The sequence below is a fragment of the Nostoc sphaeroides genome, assembly GCF_003443655.1.
GTDB classification, from domain to species: Bacteria; Cyanobacteriota; Cyanobacteriia; order Cyanobacteriales; family Nostocaceae; genus Nostoc; species Nostoc sphaeroides.
Genome location: NZ_CP031941.1, coordinates 101,436 through 117,081 on the forward strand (window position 1 = coordinate 101,436; position 15,646 = coordinate 117,081).

General features: G+C 43.3%; 15 protein-coding genes. 9 read left to right on the forward strand and 6 right to left on the reverse strand.

The features are described 5' to 3' along the window. Positions 1–215: 215 nt before the first annotated feature. From D1367_RS00540 to kdpB, 4 genes are all read right to left on the reverse strand, one after another. Entirely contained in the window at positions 216–2,009 is a 1,794-nt protein-coding gene (locus D1367_RS00540; RefSeq protein WP_118161711.1) for an iron uptake porin, read from the reverse strand. 794 nt (positions 2,010–2,803) lie between these two features. Then, a complete protein-coding gene (gene kdpC / locus D1367_RS00545) occupies positions 2,804–3,445 on the reverse strand; it encodes a K(+)-transporting ATPase subunit C (protein WP_118161713.1) in 642 nt (213 codons plus the stop codon). Beyond that, positions 3,445–3,714, reverse strand: coding sequence for a potassium-transporting ATPase subunit F (locus D1367_RS00550; RefSeq protein ID WP_118161715.1), 270 nt, complete (start codon positions 3,712–3,714; stop codon positions 3,445–3,447). The genes kdpC and D1367_RS00550 overlap by 1 nt, the downstream gene beginning before the upstream one ends. 6 nt (positions 3,715–3,720) lie before the next feature. Further along, on the reverse strand, positions 3,721–5,862 hold the full coding sequence (gene kdpB, locus D1367_RS00555) for a potassium-transporting ATPase subunit KdpB (protein WP_118161717.1): 2,142 nt from the start codon (positions 5,860–5,862) through the stop codon (positions 3,721–3,723). A gap of 71 nt (positions 5,863–5,933) precedes the next feature. On the opposite strand from kdpB, the gene D1367_RS00560 reads away from it, so the two are divergent. Continuing rightward, positions 5,934–6,206, forward strand: a complete 273-nt coding sequence (locus D1367_RS00560) for a hypothetical protein (protein ID WP_181985018.1) — start codon at positions 5,934–5,936, stop codon at positions 6,204–6,206. A 52-nt stretch (positions 6,207–6,258) separates the two neighbouring features. Here the strand turns inward: D1367_RS00560 and kdpA are convergent, their stop codons facing one another. Further along, entirely contained in the window at positions 6,259–8,004 is a 1,746-nt protein-coding gene (kdpA, locus tag D1367_RS00565) for a potassium-transporting ATPase subunit KdpA (protein ID WP_118161721.1), read from the reverse strand. Positions 8,005–9,121: 1,117 nt separating this feature from the next. After that, entirely contained in the window at positions 9,122–10,357 is a 1,236-nt protein-coding gene (locus D1367_RS00570; RefSeq protein WP_118161724.1) for an FIST signal transduction protein, read from the reverse strand. A 369-nt stretch (positions 10,358–10,726) separates the two neighbouring features. On the opposite strand from D1367_RS00570, the gene D1367_RS00575 reads away from it, so the two are divergent. From D1367_RS00575 to cbiD, 8 genes are all read left to right on the forward strand, one after another. Continuing rightward, the gene (locus D1367_RS00575; RefSeq protein WP_118161727.1) at positions 10,727–10,972 is read left to right on the forward strand and encodes a Calvin cycle protein CP12; all 246 of its coding nucleotides are present in this window, start codon (positions 10,727–10,729) and stop codon (positions 10,970–10,972) included. A 1,020-nt stretch (positions 10,973–11,992) separates the two neighbouring features. Next, positions 11,993–12,133 carry a hypothetical protein gene (locus tag D1367_RS30295; RefSeq protein ID WP_181985019.1) on the forward strand — a complete coding sequence of 47 codons (141 nt, stop codon included), beginning with the start codon at positions 11,993–11,995 and terminating at the stop codon, positions 12,131–12,133. A gap of 138 nt (positions 12,134–12,271) precedes the next feature. Beyond that, the gene (locus D1367_RS00580) at positions 12,272–12,868 is read left to right on the forward strand and encodes a DUF3177 family protein (RefSeq protein ID WP_118161731.1); all 597 of its coding nucleotides are present in this window, start codon (positions 12,272–12,274) and stop codon (positions 12,866–12,868) included. Between the two features lie 36 nt (positions 12,869–12,904). Next, a complete protein-coding gene (locus D1367_RS00585; RefSeq protein WP_118161733.1) occupies positions 12,905–13,201 on the forward strand; it encodes a DUF7734 family protein in 297 nt (98 codons plus the stop codon). 100 nt (positions 13,202–13,301) lie between these two features. Continuing rightward, positions 13,302–13,493, forward strand: coding sequence for a hypothetical protein (locus D1367_RS33160; RefSeq protein WP_410477601.1), 192 nt, complete (start codon positions 13,302–13,304; stop codon positions 13,491–13,493). Positions 13,494–13,549: 56 nt separating this feature from the next. Further along, positions 13,550–14,023, forward strand: coding sequence for a type II toxin-antitoxin system VapC family toxin (locus D1367_RS00595; RefSeq protein WP_118161735.1), 474 nt, complete (start codon positions 13,550–13,552; stop codon positions 14,021–14,023). A 3-nt stretch (positions 14,024–14,026) separates the two neighbouring features. Continuing rightward, positions 14,027–14,215, forward strand: a complete 189-nt coding sequence (locus D1367_RS00600; protein ID WP_118161737.1) for a hypothetical protein — start codon at positions 14,027–14,029, stop codon at positions 14,213–14,215. Positions 14,216–14,395: 180 nt separating this feature from the next. Then, a complete protein-coding gene (gene cbiD, locus D1367_RS00605; RefSeq protein ID WP_118161739.1) occupies positions 14,396–15,511 on the forward strand; it encodes a cobalt-precorrin-5B (C(1))-methyltransferase CbiD in 1,116 nt (371 codons plus the stop codon). The last annotated feature ends 135 nt before the right edge of the window (positions 15,512–15,646 follow it).

Sequence of the window (15,646 nt, forward strand, 5' to 3'; positions counted from 1 at the left end):
AAAACTCGTGAACCGTCAACGGTTAACAGTGAACAATAGCAATGGAATATTTTTTTACTTGGAAGTCCCTTACGTTAAAGATGTACAGCTATCATACATATCAACTTAAGCTATTTCTAGCTTAAATCTTTGAACACTCAACAGTCATAACTGTTAACTGTTGAGTTGCTCACCCGCCTGGAACTTAAGTTCAAAGCAAGACGTAACTTTTACGTTTAGAAGGTGAAAGTTGTTCTTAGCGTACCGATAATGGCATCGTCGTTACCGCTATTTTGACCAGGCGAGGTCAACCAGATGACACCAGGGGTGATTGAGATGTTATCTGATACGCGATACTTGTAAAAACCTTCAAAGTGATAGGGTATATCATTACCAGCAAGATTAGCAGCTAAACCTGTCCGATTAAAGGAATAGGGTTCTGCGCCAGCAAAAATACCTAAAACGTTACCCTGTTTACCGAAGTCAGGTAAGGCTATCCCAACTCCGTAGCTCCAAGCTTCATAATCATCACCAGCACCGAAGCCTGTGACATCGTGGTAAGAAACGAAGCCACTAATTGACAGTTTATCGCTGGGTCTGAAGGCTGCCGATACACCGTATGAATTACTGGAAGATGCGTTTAGGGTACTTAGGGTGTTAGCTTGACCAGTACCTACGACGCGGCTAGCGCCAGTTGTCAAACCACCACCTGCATCAAATAAACCGATACTTCCAGCACCATGATAACCGTGAACGTAGGTAGCAGCGATCGCCAAGCGATCGCCAACACTAAAGTTCAACTGTCCAAGAGCTGCATAGTTACCTTCAAGCAAACCTTGATTTGCTATAGGATTATTAGCATTTGACGCCAAGTAGCCTATTGTTAGTGAACTTGGTTTGAAAAAACTGCCACCGCTACCAAAGGGTAAAGTCAGTGCTGCACCAGCACCACCACCAATGCGATAGATGGGACTTTCAGAAGCAAAGGTAGACAAAGCACCATTACCGCCATCATAGTCCTCAAAGTAAGGGTTATTAGTGGCAACATAATCGCTATGAATACCTCCGGTGGCCGCCAAGTAAACTTGGGCTGGGCCGATGGGTACGTAATACGCCAGCCAGTCTATATTGACATTGTTATTGGTGCTTCCACCGTTGAGTTGAAATGTTTGTGTACCTTCAGAAGTATTGAGAACCCCATTAGCGTTATCCCTTATTGAAAACGCTTGTGCATTACCGGCTGCAAGACGGGTGTGTAAAACGTCTTTACCTGTGAAGCTGGTTTGCAAGTCTAAACGTACCCTATTTTGGAAGACAGTATTATTAGCATCGCCAGTATTACCGCCAAATACATCAGTAGCGACAAAAATAGCTTCACCCACCAATTTTGTGGTAGTAGAAAACTGATTTGCTTCCAGTTCAGCAGTCCGTGCTTCTACAGCATCTACTCGGCCACGCAGAGTTGCTAGTTCTGCCGAGAATTCCTCTTGCAAACGTTGGAGGGTTGCTAAATCCTGTTTTGTCACCAAGTCAGCAGTTGCTGTGGCAATCAGTTCATTAACTCTATCTAAACAAGCATTCAAACCTGCGGCAAATTCATAACGGGTTAGTGCCCGGTTACCACGGTAAGTGCTATTGGGGTATCCAGCAATACAACCGTAGCGTTCAACCAGGGATTGCAAAGCTTGGAATGCCCAGTCAGTCGGCTGTACATCAGAAAACTGAGAAACTGATGTGACTTGAGACAGTGAATTCTGGTTCTTGCCTTCACTGCTGTAGCGGTTAACTTCTTCTAAAACCTTATTATCATCAGTCTTTGCCTGGGCAACCAATTGCTGATTTTTTGGTTGCCCTGTTTGGATGAATATTGAAGCACTAGAAGCTAGTGGCGCTTCTGTCTGAGCAACTTTTGCATTTATACCTTCAGAAGAGGCTGGTACTTTAGTAGCCATAGCCCTAGCGGAAACCAACACCGTCACTCCCAAAACTACTGGGCTTAGTACCAGAGTTTTCCACAATAGATTAGACATTTTTTTATTTTCCTTTCCCAAAAAAGGCCCAAAATCACTGGCTTCAAGAAAAAAGAGAACAAGCAGTTATTGTACTTATTGGAAATTTTATCAGATTCCAGTAACTTATAAGATATGCCTGACAAAATTGTTACAAATAAATAATATTAACTCATCCCACAGCTTCAAGCTGTGGGGAAATCTAGTGAACCCCAACTCTGGGAGACGCTGTGTTTCGACTCTGCTCAACATAAATTCGCGTTCGGGGAAGTCACGCATTCATGCATTCACGCATTCAAAAATTTACCAAGCCCATTTTGCTCTTGATCCAGAGGTTGCATACACCACTGCGCGATCGCATCATTGTGTTTATTAATTAGTTATACAAGCATAAGTAGAGCGGCGTGAATAATTCCAGGTTTCTAGTGAACTCATTTCAAGATTTTTTATATTACTTAATGTACTTTGATTTATTCTCGCCTACTTGCTTATATTTCAAGATATAGATTTGATATATTCCTATTTAATCATTCGTGAAAATATCTTTTTATTATCTCTGCGTTCTCTGCGCCTCTGCGGTTGGTCTTTGAAGACGCGATAAATCGCGTCTCTACATGAGGGTTTTGGGCTTATCTGAATTGTAGATAGGATTGCTATATAGCCCTACTTAATCATTTCTAAATAACAAAATTCCCGACTTATTTAATAAATCGGGAATCTAAGCCTTTCGATTTTAAGTAATCATTAAAAATTGATTCTGAATAAAAGGGGTGGCAATAATTAGGAACATCCCTTTTTGGCTATTTTCTATGCCTTTATTCTTTAATCTGATCCAGAGCTAAATTCAGCTTCAACACATTAACTCCAGGTTCACCAAAGATGCCGAGAAAGCGACCATCGGTATTTTGAGCAATCAAAGTTTCCAACTGGTTCGGCTGAACTCCTCGCGCCTTGGCTACTCTTGCAACTTGCCCGATCGCAGCTTCGGGAGTAATGTGAGGATCAAGGCTGGAACCAGAGGTGTAGACTAAATCGCCAGTCGGCTGCACACCTGCTGTTTTCAGACGAGTGAAGTCACCTTCAACCTTTTTGCTGGGGTTTGGGTCATCTTTACCTTTGATGCGTTCCAGCAATGCGGGATTACTGGGAGCCAAGTTACTAGCACCAGAAACCCCAGTTTTCAAAACTCCCCCATCATCCTTTTTGGGATCGGCTGTACTGTAACTGGTGGTACTGGGACGGCTGTTAAAATAGCGATCGCTACTAAAAGGTTGACCAATTAAAGCAGAACCGACAACTTGACCTGTACTTTTGTCAGTTATTAGACTACCGTTTGCTTGAAACGGAAACACAATCTGCCCAATGGCAATCATCGCAAAAGGATAAATAATCGCTGCAATAACCCAGAGTACCAGGGTAGAACGAACGGCTCTACCGGCTTCGCGTGCAAAACTCATTAGAATTTCTCCGGTACAAACATTACAAAAAATAAATAGATGGAAAGCCCTAGTGTCACCAGTCCTAACAGTCCCAATCCCCAAGATTGACTGCGAGAAAGTTCTTCACCAGTAGCGGCATAGACTAGAGGTGCAACCACTAGGTTGAAACACATCGCCAGAAATAAATACAGTGGTAGCTTTTGTCTACGCCATTGACACCAGATTTCAGTTATTTCTTCTAATACTTGGGATGCAAGAATAGTGCGGCGGATCTGAACAGGTTTCATAGTAAATTAAGACAACGGTAAGATAATATCTATCAGTTTGATGGCAATAAAGGGAGCAACGATGCCGCCCAGACCAAAGATCAAGATGTTGCGACGTAGCAGTTGATCTGCTGTTAAAGGTAAAAACTTTACCCCTCTAAGTGCCAGTGGAATTAGTGCCGGAATAATCAAGGCATTATAAATCAGCGCCGAGACGATCGCAGATTGGGCGCTCTTTAATCCCATAATATTAAGTGCGCCGATTCCAGCAGCTGCGAAGATAGTCGGAATGATGGCAAAATACTTGGCAATATCGTTAGCGATGGAGAATGTTGTCAAGGCTCCACGAGTAATTAGCAACTGTTTACCTATGGTTACTAAGTCAATTAGCTTCGTGGGGTCTGAGTCTAAGTCCACCATGTTAGCAGCTTCTTTGGCAGCTTGCGTCCCAGAGTTCATTGCCACACCCACGTTTGCTTGAGCTAAGGCAGGTGCATCATTAGTACCATCCCCAGTCATTGCCACCAGTTTACCCTGAGATTGTTCAGAGCGAATCACCTCAATTTTGTCTTCTGGAGTTGCTTCGGCAATGAAATCATCCACCCCAGCTTCCTCGGCAATCACCGAAGCGGTAATCCGATTGTCACCTGTAAGCATGATAGTCTTAACACCCATGCGCCGGAGTTGGTCAAATCGTTCCCGCAGACCAGGTTTCACAATATCTTTGAGGTAGATGACACCATAAATCTTGTCATCTTGGCAGACAGCTAAGGGTGTACCGCCTAACCGGGAAACTCGCTCATAAGCTACGTCTACATCATCAGGAACGTAGCCACCACGAGAACGGACAAATCCCTTAATGGCATCCACCGCCCCTTTCCGAATTTGTTTGCCATCGGGTAGATTCGTGCCACTCATCCGGGTTTTCGCCGAAAATTCTACACCCTCGGCTTTTTCGAGATTGAAGTCTACCGCAGCCTGAGACTTTTCTGCCAAGATCACAATTGACTTGCCTTCTGGCGTTTCATCAAACAAGCTAGCAGCTAGGGAGACTCGCGCCACATCTTCTATTGAGTGATTATCCAGAGGAATAAACTCATCAGCCATCCGATTACCCAAGGTAATCGTGCCTGTCTTATCTAGCACCAAGGTGTTGATGTCGCCGCAAGCTTCTACGGCTCGACCAGAAGTAGCAATGACGTTAAATTGAGCAACTCTATCCATCCCAGCAATACCGATCGCACTGAGTAAACCACCGATAGTTGTCGGAATTAAAGCTACCAGTAGCGAGATGAGGATAGCAACGCTAGCACCCGCCCGTAAACTGTTTCCCGCCTCAGCCCCAAAGGCCGTACTGATAAAGCTGGCGATGTAGGCAACAAATGGGGGCATTGTCGCCACTACAATCAAGAATACTTGGGTTAATACTGCCAACAATACCGTCAAAGCAATCTCGTTAGGAGTCTTGCTGCGTTCTGCCCCTTCTACCAAGGAAATCATGCGATCGATAAAGCCTTGTCCAGGATCAGCACTAATGCGAATTGTCAACTCATCAGAGAGTAGGCGTGTACCGCCTGTCACCGAACTAGCAATATCTGTACCTGGTTGCTTCAGTACAGGGGCAGATTCTCCAGTAATTGCAGACTCATCCACCGAGCCGATGCCTTTAATTACATCTCCATCGGCGGGAATCATGTTGTTTGCACTGACTTTTACCAAATCGCCCCGTCGCAGTTCCGTAGAATTGACTTGTTGTATAGAACCATCAGGGAGGATTTTGTTAGCGATCGTATCCGATCGCGTTGATCGCAGTGAATCAGCCTGTGCTTTACCGCGTCCTTCAGCTACAGCTTCGGCAAAGTTGGCAAAAACGAGGGTGAAAAAGAGAATAAAGGTAATCAACCCGTTTAACAAACGTTGTTGATTGATATCCGCCTGAATTGTGCCAAACAAATTTGGGTTAAGGCTAACAAGAAAGGTGACAATTGTCCCCACCCAAACAACAAACATAACTGGGTTTTTGACAGTAATTCGCGGATCGAGCTTGATAAATGACTCACGAATTGCTCTTTGGTAAAGCCCCCGCATATTTGTTTTAGGGGTGTGCTTGCGCGAGTCACGAGTTCCAGATGCAATACGATGCGAAGGAGAATCAGTAGTAGTGGGCATAAATTAGATTTGGGGAATGGGAACTGGGGAATGGGGCATTGGAAGATAAGGTAGATGAATCCAGTTCCGAGGTGGATGAACGGTGTTCCGAAGTCGATGAATGGTGTTCCGAAGTCGATGAATGGTGTTCCGAAGTCGATGAATGGTGTTCCGAAGTCGATGAATGGTGTTCCGAAGTCGATGAATGGTGTTCCGAAGTCGATAAATGGTGTTCCGAAGTCGATGAATGGTGTTCCGAAGTCGATGAATGGTGTTCCGAAGTCGATGAATGGTGTTCCGAAGTCGATAAATGGTGTTCCGAAGTCGATGAATGGTGTTCCGAGGTGGATGAACGGAGTATCTAATTTTTCTTGTCTCCTTATCCCCTTGTCCCTTCATCCCCCACTCCCATACTCCCTAGCCAATGCCTTTAGCGATAAAAAAGGCTTCACCGATGGGGCCTAATGCAAGTACTGGGAAGAATGTAAGTGCGCCCAAGATTAAAATTACGCCTGCGGTAACGCCTGTAAATAGTCCGGTATCCGTTCGCAATGTACCAGTCGTGTAAGGAACAGCTTGCTTACGAGACATACTATCTGCTAAAAACAGCAAACCGATGATTGGAACATAGCGTCCAGCAATTAAACTGAAGCAGGTACTTAAGTTCCACCACAAAGCAGTTGCAGTGGTTTTTGCACCCGTAGCGATCGCCAAAGGAGACGGTTGTGAATCGCCTAAACCTTCAAAGCCAGAACCGTTGTTAGCAGTAGCTGAGGCGTATTCGTAGATAACTTGAGCAAAGCCGTGAAACCCCGGATTACTAATTCCTGCTAGTTGATCAGCAAATGCTAGCGTGATACCTGCGGGAATCATAATAGCGATCGGGTGAACCAGCAAAAGCAAGAAACTAGCAAGCACGACTTCACGTTTCTCAATCTTGCGTCCCAAAAATTCTGGTGTGCGTCCTACCATCAGCCCTGTAGCGAACACAGCTAGAATCAGGTAAGCAAATAAATAAGCAGTTCCAGTACCCTGTCCACCCCAAATAATTTGCAGGAACATATTAGAAAGGGTAATAAAACCGCCGTTGGGCATGAAGGAGTCGTGTAAACTGTTGACAGCACCGGTCATCGTGCCCGTCGTAACTGTTGCGAACAAGGCAGATTGTGCCCAACCAAACCGCACTTCTTTACCCTCCAGGTTCGGTTGCGAACTTCCCAAAAGTGCATTCACAGCCGGGTTGCCGTTGTATTCTCCAATGGCATTGATAACAACAAATACGATGAAAAGCACACTAACCATGCCATATACTAACCAGGCTTGCTTGGTGTTATTAGCAAATAAACCGTAGGCGTAAATCAGGGACGTGGGGATTGAAATCATCGCCACAATTTGAATCAAATTAGAAAATCCGTTGGGATTTTCAAAGGGGTGTGCCGAGTTGATGGCGAAAAAGCCGCCGCCGTTTTCCCCTAATTGCTTGATAATTTCAAAATGGGCAACAGGGCCACGAGCGATCGCTTGACTAATATTCGGATTTTCTAAGGTAGGGAAGACAACTGCACCCCCCAGAGTTTCTGGAACACCAGATGCCATGAGAGCGATCGCGCCCACAATACAAATAGGTAGCAAAATTCGGGTAATCGAGCGAATTAGGTCTACATAAAAATTGCCTAACGATCTACCAGTCAATCCCCGAATAAAAGCAATTCCTACCGCCAAACCAGTCGCCGATGAGGTGAACATGTGATAACCAAGCCCCCACATTTGGCTGCCATAGCTCATGTAGGTTTCACCAGAATAGTGCTGCTGGTTGGTATTAGTAATAAAAGAAATAGTAGTGTGCAGCGCTGTATCCCAAGTTGGGGCATTTATCCCCGTAGGGTTGAGGGGCAACCATCCCTGATTCATGATGATAAAGAAAATCAGCAACCCCATTACTACGTTGCTGTATAAAATTGCCCGGCCATACTGCCAGCCCGTCATATTTTCTTTGTTTTTAACACCAACCAAGGCATAAAGCACTCGCTCAACCGGATTCAAAACTGGGTCGAGAAAAGTACTCTGCTCAAGGTATACATGCGCCATATAGCGCCCAAAAAAAGGAGCGATCGCTACTACAATTAGTAACGTTAATGCAATTTGAATCCATCCTTCTAACATTGGATTAATCGAACTCCGACATGAATAAAGTTTAGATGAATATCAGATATGTTTCTGCTATTATGATTCCGAGCAACTAATGAATTAATTTTACATGGTTATTAGCTAACCTATAACTATCGTTTTCTCAATTAATTATCGATCTTTTTGTTAGAGAAAAAAAGGTATAAACTAATATTTAAACTAGCCTATACAAAGAATATATTTGTCTATATATACAAGTCTTCCGAGCGTTTATCTCGATATATATCTGCAAATATAGAAAGACAGCTAAATCCTAAACAAACAGCTATTTTGCGCCCAAACAAAAGCATCCCACTTTGGCGAATAGCTAGCTGATTTTTTACGTCATGTAGAAAAGTTAACGCGAAACCTAACGCCCTAATACAGCACGGCGTAAATAAACCACTCATTCCAAATCAATAAAACTCTTACGCTGTATTCATTTTGGATGCGTGAATGCGTGACTTTCGCCTTGCGGTACTAGCGCCCTTGCCTACTAGAGAATGGGAGAATTCAAAGCCTCTCTCTTGATAGGCTAGCGTGTATACACAAGTTATACCAATTTGAAAAAAGAATGCGACAAATAAACCATTTGTAGAGACGCGATTCATCGCGTCTTTACCCAAGGATATGTTGCAATCATTAATTAAATTGGTATTATCCGATTACCCAAAAGTCCTTTAAAACCTCAAAGAATCCTGACGAATATCCCTCTCCAAAGCATCGGCTACGGTGTACACACAAGTCTTGCCGCAGCCATATCATTAATAAATCTCGCACTGCGTTTCTATCCCACCTCGGAATGAATTCCGAGTCTCATAGCTCAAGTCCACTAAGCGTGGACTAAATGATTAATTCAGTCCACGCTTAGTGGACTTGGGCTATCAGCCCTGAACTTCATTTCTGGGCGGGATGTCGGTGAGTATAACAGTTTCACTCTGACAAAAATGTGGGTAGAGAATTTTTACTTTCTAGTTTAATAACAAGCTACTATAGCAATCCTAAATCATTCGTGAAAAGTCCAGTTACCCGACAACTTTTACGAAGTAGGGGAACTGGACACCGTGAATTTTCACAAATTAGATAGGATAGAGTCAGAAGTTTAATTCATCACTCATAACTGATTTTGGCGACAAATTCCAAATGCGGAAGTGTAGGCGTGTAAGAAAGTTCTGCCACCAACAGGGCCGATTTCACCTCCACAGAAAAAGCCGCCTACAGGAATATCGCTAACGTAGCGCCGAAATAGTTCAGAATCGAAATTGGGTTTACCATAGAGTCCTTCACCTCGCCCCAGACAGGCAAACATTAAGGCAGCTACGGCAGAGGGTTCAGAGTCTCGTTGGGTTTGATAGCTTTGGAGGAGTAATTCTAGGTCTTCAGCAGAGGCTTGAGCATCGCGGAGGTGGAATTGCAGCCTTTGTCCTGGACGGACGCGATCGCCAATTGCGATCGCCCCAGCTGTTGGATCGACCCCAAGAATACCACGAATTAAAAAGTCTCCCTGTTGCAAAGCCAGCTTAAATTCATCCATCGCCACACCAACAAACAGAGAATGCTGTGCTAAAATCCGTTCGTGTTCGCTAAGACTAGCAATCAAATCTCGCAATACCACTAAAGGCACTTGCTCATCTAACTCTAAGATGATGTTGCGATCGGCTTTTGTAACTTGCAATGGTTTGCCAATCGGTCGGCATCCTTGGGCTACAATCGTTTCCAAAACAATATTGCCAGTCAAAGCTATGCCGATAGTACCCTCACGATACAAACTTTGGCATTCCCCGCCCTCAGTATCATTACAAAAAAGGGCAACACGACCACCCATACCCCCACCGCTAGCCTGTCCCCCCACAATCACCGATCCTGGATAAGCAAAATCCAACCCCTGTAATAAATCGTTGATTCCAGAAGCGAAAGAACTAGACAGCAAAATGAACTGGGGCGTCGGTGATGTTGGCACACCAATCAAATCAACCCAAGTATCTGGAGAACTATCTAAATCAGGTAATTCTTCAGCAACAACATGAAAAACTTGAACCTTCACCCCTGGAAGGTGTGCCAAAGTCAAGCTAATAGCTGGTTCAGCTTCTAATTCTTGGATTTCTCCGTTAACTGTCGTCCCAATCACACCTCCACCACTACAGCCAATTAGCACAGGTACAGAAAGTTTCTCAGCTAACAAGGGTAACAATCGGGAATACTCACTCGCAAAAGCAGACGAAATGAATACCAGTCCTAGATCCGCAGGTGCTGTTAACGAAGAGACAGCGCGTTCCACCACATCTGTAACAGCTGCTTCCAAAGAATGACGGGTTGATAGGGCGTTTGCCCACTGCATTTGGTCTGCCATGAGTTTTGAGCTTCTTTCTCTTTTGGGCTAGTAGGTTTTGATTTTTGATTTTGGGAAGAATTGCATCCGACAAAAATTAGTGCCAGCCTTTTGTCTCCTCCATCCCAACAAGCTGGGGTTGTCATTCCCTAATAGATGCATCTAAATATATTGTATGATTGTTTATCTATGGTACTAATTCCACAAAATCTTAAAAAATAAAGATGAATGCATTATAGATGCGGCAGTTTAGTGTATTGGTTATAAATCAATAGGTTAAAGTACTAAGTTATGAGATGAATGGTTAGAATGGTTAGTAATCGAGCTAAAATCTGCCATTTCTGAAGTTTTTCTATACCAGTATTAACAACACACAACGAGACTAAAGCAATGACCAACATCCAAGAAACAGCAAAGATCGATATTCAAGAGAAAATCCAAGAAGAAGTCGAGCAAGCACGTACTGTCTGTGACATCAACGGTAGCGGTTCACCAGAGTGTGCTGCTGCTTGGGATGCAGTAGAAGAATTGCAAGCCGAAGCTTCCCACAAGCGCCAAAGCAAGCCAAAAAATTCTCTAGAACAGTATTGTGATGACAACCCAGATGCAATTGAATGCCGGGTTTACGACGACTAGAAATTTAGACAAGTGAATTTTATAAGAAAAATGCTGAAAACCCTTGAGAAACAGCAACACAGTTGCGTCCAAAGTACTTCAGGCAAGGGATGAAAGCTAGTTGAGTCCTTTAGGACTCAGCCATGTTAAAATAGTTCAATCAGTACAAGATTTAAAAACCTACCCTCGGACTGGGGGAAAGTCTACGCCCGAAAAACCTTGAGGAGATATCACTACGCACCTTGTGTGCAAACGTGGTGAGCCTGGGAACCTGTGTAAACAGGATATTAAGTCCGTGAGGTCTTAAGAATCTCCGTACCTTTAGGTCGGAGAGTGTCAAATTCGTTTGGTAAACAAGCAACCAAAATTTACTTACTCAAATCTTGCACTCTCACCTTACTCCCGCTTAAAATCTTATTCCCCGTGTTTCATTATTTGCCCCAACAGGTAAATAATTGCTGAAATATTTGGTGTTAAGGATGTATTAGGGTTAGAATTTGAGAGTTTTTTTATCTTAAAAAGGAAACTTTTACACCCAAAAAAATTAGGGTTTTGTCCGAGAGTGCCGAGTATCTAGTCGGTGGATGGGTTTTATAACTCTTCCTGACGCTACTTAGAAATAGGTGCAAAATCTGAGATGAGAAGCTTTGAGTTGCTTGTTTTTTAGCAAATAGAGAGATTGAGGAAAGTGACTTAAACAATTTACCATTTAATACCTTTTCCAAAATCTTTGCAACAAATGAATTGGCCGTAGGGGCGTACATCTGTATGCCCCTACAAACGTGTTTATAGTATAAATTCTGTGAAATGGTATAAGTTGGGTAGCCACTTGCTTGCACAAAGAAGTTAGAGCGCAGTCTTGAGGCTAGACTTTGTGCTTTGATTAAACTGTTATGTAATATAGATAGACTATTAGCTAGCTAATAGCTTACAGGTAGGGCTATTGCATTCTCATCTAGCCCGCCTCAGAATGAATTCTGAGTCTAATAGCGAAACTCGTCTAAAGACGACTGAGAGGATGTTTGAAAAGTCATCTAAGGTATGTTTGACTACTCTGGCTATCGAGAAGTTGAACGAGATAATGAGGGTTATGGGAATTGCGATCGCTTCTCGGAGTTGCATTTAAGGCTCAAACTGACACTTTTCAAACATCCTCTGAGAAAAGGTTATAGTCCCTTTTAACGGACTTTAGCTAAAAGCCAAAGAACTTTAGTTCTGAGCGGTTTATGTCTAGAACTAAATAGCCCTAACTTACAGGTTTATTAGTTATGGATACTTATTTTTGGTTAAAAATGTTTTATTTATCCTTTGATAAAAACTATGGACTATAACGTTTGGTTTCGCCCTTTCGTCTGGATGGATTACCGACTGGCAGTATTATTCCTGGTAGTTATTCCGCTAATTCTTCTAATTTGGGCATTTGTGCAAAAAGCCGAAGCCATACAACGCTTATTGGCTATATACTGGCGAGTATCAAGCCTGGTAGCAATCACAATTTACTTAATGATTGCCCAGTATCCAGTTAGCTTTATCTCTGGGTTGATAGCTCAGATTTTGATCCCGATTTCGCTGTGGTTCTGGGTGGATATCAACGATGAAATTGAGTATCAAACCAGTGGCTCTTTGAAATTGATTTTTACTTCTTGGCGCTGGGCGACAACTGTTTATTGTATTTTGGGTACACTAGCCTTTATCCCTTTTTTGGGTTGTGCTTTTTCTGGTAGTGCGCTGAAGACTCCCTTTTGTCGCGTCTGGTTTGAGGCTCCGTTGCTATTCAAAGAATATTTCCATGCTAATAGCAAAGCTGAGTTTTTAGGTTTTCTCGGCATAGCTAGTTTAGTAATTTATGTGCTTTACTTAAGCTACTTTGTTCTGATTAAGTTAGGCAAGCAGGGACGCTCGGCTACACCACAGTAAGCATCGTTGCACTACCATACCCCTACTCTTAAAAAAATGGATTCTATTGGCAAGCGACTGGAACAATACACTGCTAAACGTCCCCAAGAAGTTCTAATTGTAACGGTGGAAATTGCTGATGAGGAAGATACAATTGCTATTTTCAAAGGCTTTTCTAGTTCTTTGATGCGCCCAACGGCATTTGATGCAGATGTACCAGTTCTACCAGATGGGGCAAACATCCTCAATATTGATCGAGTAGCCAGTCCTTACAATCCTGAAGTACCCCGTTATATTCAACAAGGAATTTCTTGGGAAGCTATGGAAGCTCTATTATTAGAAGTGGGAGTCTAACTAATTCGTAATTCGTAATTCGTAATTTTACGGCAAGGCTGACTTTGAGATTTTTGATTTGGAACCGATTATTTCACTTTCAGTCTTTTGAATTTATAAAATGTCCCGTTCTAGATACACACTTCCCGTCTTTGCCTGTGCTGCTGCTGTTGCAGCTTTACATTGGTTACACGATCGCCAACCCCTAACTTTAGGGCTAATTGTAGAACCTATCTTCAGTCTCAGTGGGTTAAACCAGATCCATAGCTTAAGTGTGATTGTGCATCGTGGATGGGCTAACATAAGCCCCTGAGCCAGATGGACAGGCGATTCCCTGCTTAAAATAGGAAAATCCACAGCCTGCCCAACATGAGCGAAACCGTCTACATCGAAACCAGCATTCTTGGTTATCTCACAGCTAGATCGACCAAAAATTTGATTATTGCCGGAAATATTGAGGTTACAAAAGATTGGTGGGAGTTGCGTCGAAGTGCATTTACCCTCTACATCTCACAAGTCGTTCTAAGTGAGGTAGCACAGGGCGATGCAGAAATGGCTGCTCAAAGACTTGAGGCGGTGCGTGGCTTGCCATTACTTGAAGTGACCGAAGCTGTAGAGGATTTAGCAGCACAGTTTATGATGCAAAGCAACCTTCCCCCCAAAGCTTCTGATGATGCGATCCATATTGCACTGGCTACAGTCAGCAGTCTCAATTACCTGTTAACCTGGAATTGCAAGCACATTGCAAATGCTCAAATCCAAAGGAAACTGCTGGAGATTTGTTCTGATTGTGGATACACTTTGCCAATAATCTGTACACCTTATGAATTAATGGGAGAGTAAATTATGTGGCAAGATGAAATCTTAGAGGAAATCGAGCGAATTCGTGACGAACACGCAAAGTCTTTCAACTATGACATGAGGGCAATTTGTGAAGATTGGCAAAGACAGCAGGCGCAAAGTGGCAGGCAGTTTGTTACCCTAACTCCTGCGCGGCGGTCTAACAAGGCGGTGCAGCCGACGGAGCAGAAATAGTCGTTGGAATGCGAAACGTCATCTGCCGCCCTTGAATTGAGCCGTTACCCTAAAGGGATCTTGCTACAGTTGGGTTCTAAGTTGCCGTCTGAAACTGTTTTCTCTACGAGAAGCTGCGCGTAGCAAGATCCCTGTAAGGGTACAATTTTGAAAAATTATTTTGACTTTTAAATTTAAAAAATGTCCCGTTCTGGATACACACTCCCAGTATTTGCCTGTGCTGCTGCTGTTGCCGCTTTACATTGGTTACGCGATCGCCAACCCCTAACTTTAGCATCTATAGATTTGATTGAACCCGCTCAAATCGCAGAAATCCCCATTGAACAGGTAGCAGGATTATCTGAAAATACAGCTTTAGCGATCGCCCGCAGCGATCCTGGTGATAATCTCGATTTGACTAAAGATACACCGATTTGGGCATTGGTGGAATGGCGAGAACAGGGTGATGAAGCTGTAATTATTAAAGGTGGGGAAGGGATTGGTAGGCAATTAAATGCTGACGACAAACCAGCTATTTATGCTTATGCTCAAAAGCTGTTGCAAGAGAATTTGCAACGGATGCTAGCACCTGGGGAAAAAATCACGGTGACGATTATTCTACCCGAAGGGCGATCGCTAGCTGTTCGCACTTCAAATTCTGCTTTTGGTGTGGTTGAAGGACTTTCCCTTTTAGGCACAACCGGCATTTCTCAACCCTTAAGTACACCAGATCAGCTTGCAGTTTTTCGGGCTGAGTTACAAAATAAAGCCAGTCGTTTTGAAAGTTTAGTATTCTGTATTGGGGAGAATGGCCTAGATTTAGCGCGTAAACTAGGGATTAATCCTGAGCAATTGGTAAAAACTGCTAACTGGCTTGGCCCAATGTTAGTAGAAGCGGATGTGCTGGGTGTAAAAGAAATTTTATTATTTGGCTATCACGGTAAGTTGATGAAACTGGCTGGAGGGATTTTTCACACCCATCACTACTTAGCTGATGGACGGCGGGAAATTTTGACAGCCCATTGTGCGATCGCAGGTTTAAAATCACCAGATATCCAAGCTGTGTTTAACAGTGCAACCGCCGAAGCCGCACTAACATACCTAAAATCCCTAGATGCTGCAACTGGTAGTGATTGGGTAAATCAAGTTTACAGTGCGATCGCCGAAACCATCGATGTTCGTTCTCAAGAATACATCCAAAATCATAGGGAAAGCAGCACAGGAAGTACAATCTGTGGCTCTATTCTCTTTGATCGCGATCGCAAAATTATCGTGAAGAGTAAAACTGCTGGTCTGTTGATGGGAAAATTATGTTAATTTATTATGAATAATCGTAAACAATTCAAATAAATAATCTTCTAAGTAACCACTCTAGGGTAAATTTATCGTTTTAATACCCTCTCCGACTCAGGAACTCGACAAACGCACATAACCTTGCGTTTGTAAAGGCTC

Coding starts and splice junctions, on each gene's coding strand:
- D1367_RS00570 (WP_118161724.1), bottom strand. CDS start 10,357: ATGGCAGACCAAATGCAGTGGGCAAACGCCCTATCAACCCGTCATTCT.
- D1367_RS30295 (WP_181985019.1), top strand. CDS start 11,993: ATGTTTGACTACTCTGGCTATCGAGAAGTTGAACGAGATAATGAGGGT.
- D1367_RS33160 (WP_410477601.1), top strand. CDS start 13,302: ATGTCCCGTTCTAGATACACACTTCCCGTCTTTGCCTGTGCTGCTGCT.
- kdpC (WP_118161713.1), bottom strand. CDS start 3,445: ATGAGTTTTGCACGCGAAGCCGGTAGAGCCGTTCGTTCTACCCTGGTA.
- D1367_RS00595 (WP_118161735.1), top strand. CDS start 13,550: ATGAGCGAAACCGTCTACATCGAAACCAGCATTCTTGGTTATCTCACA.
- cbiD (WP_118161739.1), top strand. CDS start 14,396: ATGTCCCGTTCTGGATACACACTCCCAGTATTTGCCTGTGCTGCTGCT.
- D1367_RS00600 (WP_118161737.1), top strand. CDS start 14,027: ATGTGGCAAGATGAAATCTTAGAGGAAATCGAGCGAATTCGTGACGAA.
- D1367_RS00550 (WP_118161715.1), bottom strand. CDS start 3,714: ATGAAACCTGTTCAGATCCGCCGCACTATTCTTGCATCCCAAGTATTA.
- kdpA (WP_118161721.1), bottom strand. CDS start 8,004: ATGTTAGAAGGATGGATTCAAATTGCATTAACGTTACTAATTGTAGTA.
- D1367_RS00585 (WP_118161733.1), top strand. CDS start 12,905: ATGGATTCTATTGGCAAGCGACTGGAACAATACACTGCTAAACGTCCC.
- D1367_RS00575 (WP_118161727.1), top strand. CDS start 10,727: ATGACCAACATCCAAGAAACAGCAAAGATCGATATTCAAGAGAAAATC.
- D1367_RS00540 (WP_118161711.1), bottom strand. CDS start 2,009: ATGTCTAATCTATTGTGGAAAACTCTGGTACTAAGCCCAGTAGTTTTG.
- kdpB (WP_118161717.1), bottom strand. CDS start 5,862: ATGCCCACTACTACTGATTCTCCTTCGCATCGTATTGCATCTGGAACT.
- D1367_RS00580 (WP_118161731.1), top strand. CDS start 12,272: ATGGACTATAACGTTTGGTTTCGCCCTTTCGTCTGGATGGATTACCGA.